The following is a 1,532-nucleotide window of genomic DNA, read 5'->3' on the forward strand; positions in this document are numbered from 1 at the left end:
CAATGGCACTAACTTAAGAGAAGTATCTTTCCGATCATAGAGATAGAGAGGGGCTGAGAGCCTTGTCGCGTTACCATGCGGGTGTCGAATCCGTGCTGGATAACGCGAAAGGATCAGCCCCCATGGATGGTAACAAGAAACGGCATCTTTCCGAACAAGTGAAGCGGTTGCGCGCCCGGTTTGTGCAGAAGATGGGCGTGGTGTTGGGTGAGGTTTTGCCGGCGCCGTTGCTGATGCAGTGGGTCGCCGAAGAAGCGGGGCTCTTTCGACAGCGCCTCTACGATCCGCTGCAAACGCTCATTTTGTTCATCGAGCAGGTGTTGGATGCGGATCACAGTTGCCAGGATGCGGTCGCGCGAGGCGTAAGTAGCCAGGTGGCGCTGGGACAGGCCCCGAGCAGCCTGAACACCGCCGCGTACTGCAAGGCGCGGTCGCGCCTGCCCCTGAGGCTCATCGAGCGGCTGAGACGGGAAACCGGGGGAAGGTTGTGCGCGCAGCAGCCCCAAGCATGGCGTTGGCGTGGCCGGGAAGTGAAACTCGTGGATGGCACGACGGTATCGATGCCCGACACGGCGGCCAACCAGGCGAGCTTTCCACAGAGCCGGACCCAGAAGGCGGGACTGGGATTCCCGCTGGCCCGGCTGGTGGCAATCGTATCGCTGTCCTGCGGCGCGGTCCTCGATTGGGCAGTCGGCCCCTGCGAGGGCAAGCAGACGGGAGAGACGGCGCTGCTGTGGCAGCTGGCAAAGCGGCTGCGTCCCGGCGATGTGGTCATCGCGGATCGGTGCTACGCCGGCTATTTCCTGATTGCGATGTTGGTCCAGCTGGGCGTTGATGTGGTGATCCGGCAGCATCAACGCCGGCACACTGATTTCCGGCGTGGGCAACGTCTGGGATCCCGCGATCATGTGGTCATTTGGCCCCGGCTCCAGCGTCCCGGATGGATGGACAAGGCGACCTATGAAGCCCTACCCGAAACGCTCAGGATGCGCGAACTGCGGGTGGGTGGCTGGACACTAGTGACCACGCTCATCGACGCACAAGAAGTGAGCAAGCGGGAACTGTTTGTGCTGTATCGCCTCCGCTGGCAAATCGAGTTGGACCTACGTTCGATCAAGACGGTGATGCAGATGGGGGTGCTGCGCTGTAAGAGCGCGAAGATGGTGGAGAAGGAGATTGCCGTGCATCTGCTCGCCTACAACCTGGTGCGTGCCGTGATGGCGCAGGCGGCCTATCTGGGTCACTTGCTGCCGCGCCAGTTGAGCTTCAAGGGGGCGCTGCAATTGCTCAACGCTTTCGAGGAGAACTTGCGCCACTGCCCGCGCGGGCGGCTTGCGTTGCGGCATACCTTTTTGCTTGCCGGCATTGCGCAACTGAGGTTGCCCCATCGACCAGGGCGGGTTGAACCCCGTGCGGTGAAGCGACGGCAAAAGCCCGCGTCACTGCTCACGGAGCCGCGTTCCCTCTTGCAGGCACGGCTCCTGGAACAACAGCAACGGCAGATTGCGGCATGCTTAAGTTAGTGCCATTGG

At 61.8% G+C, this 1,532-nt stretch carries 1 protein-coding gene; it reads left to right on the forward strand.

What is annotated here, in order from left to right:
• Positions 1-122 precede the first annotated feature (122 nt).
• A complete protein-coding gene (locus tag SCT_RS12815; protein ID WP_059423669.1) occupies positions 123-1,523 on the forward strand; it encodes an IS4 family transposase in 1,401 nt (466 codons plus the stop codon).
• Positions 1,524-1,532: the final 9 nt, after the last annotated feature.

Origin of the sequence: Sulfuricella sp. T08 (genome assembly GCF_000971475.1) — a bacterium.
GTDB lineage: Bacteria > Pseudomonadota > Gammaproteobacteria > Burkholderiales > Sulfuricellaceae > Sulfuricella.

Excerpts from the sequence above, each read along its gene's own strand:
- SCT_RS12815 (WP_059423669.1), top strand. The coding sequence starts at position 123 with ATGGATGGTAACAAGAAACGGCATCTTTCCGAACAAGTGAAGCGGTTG.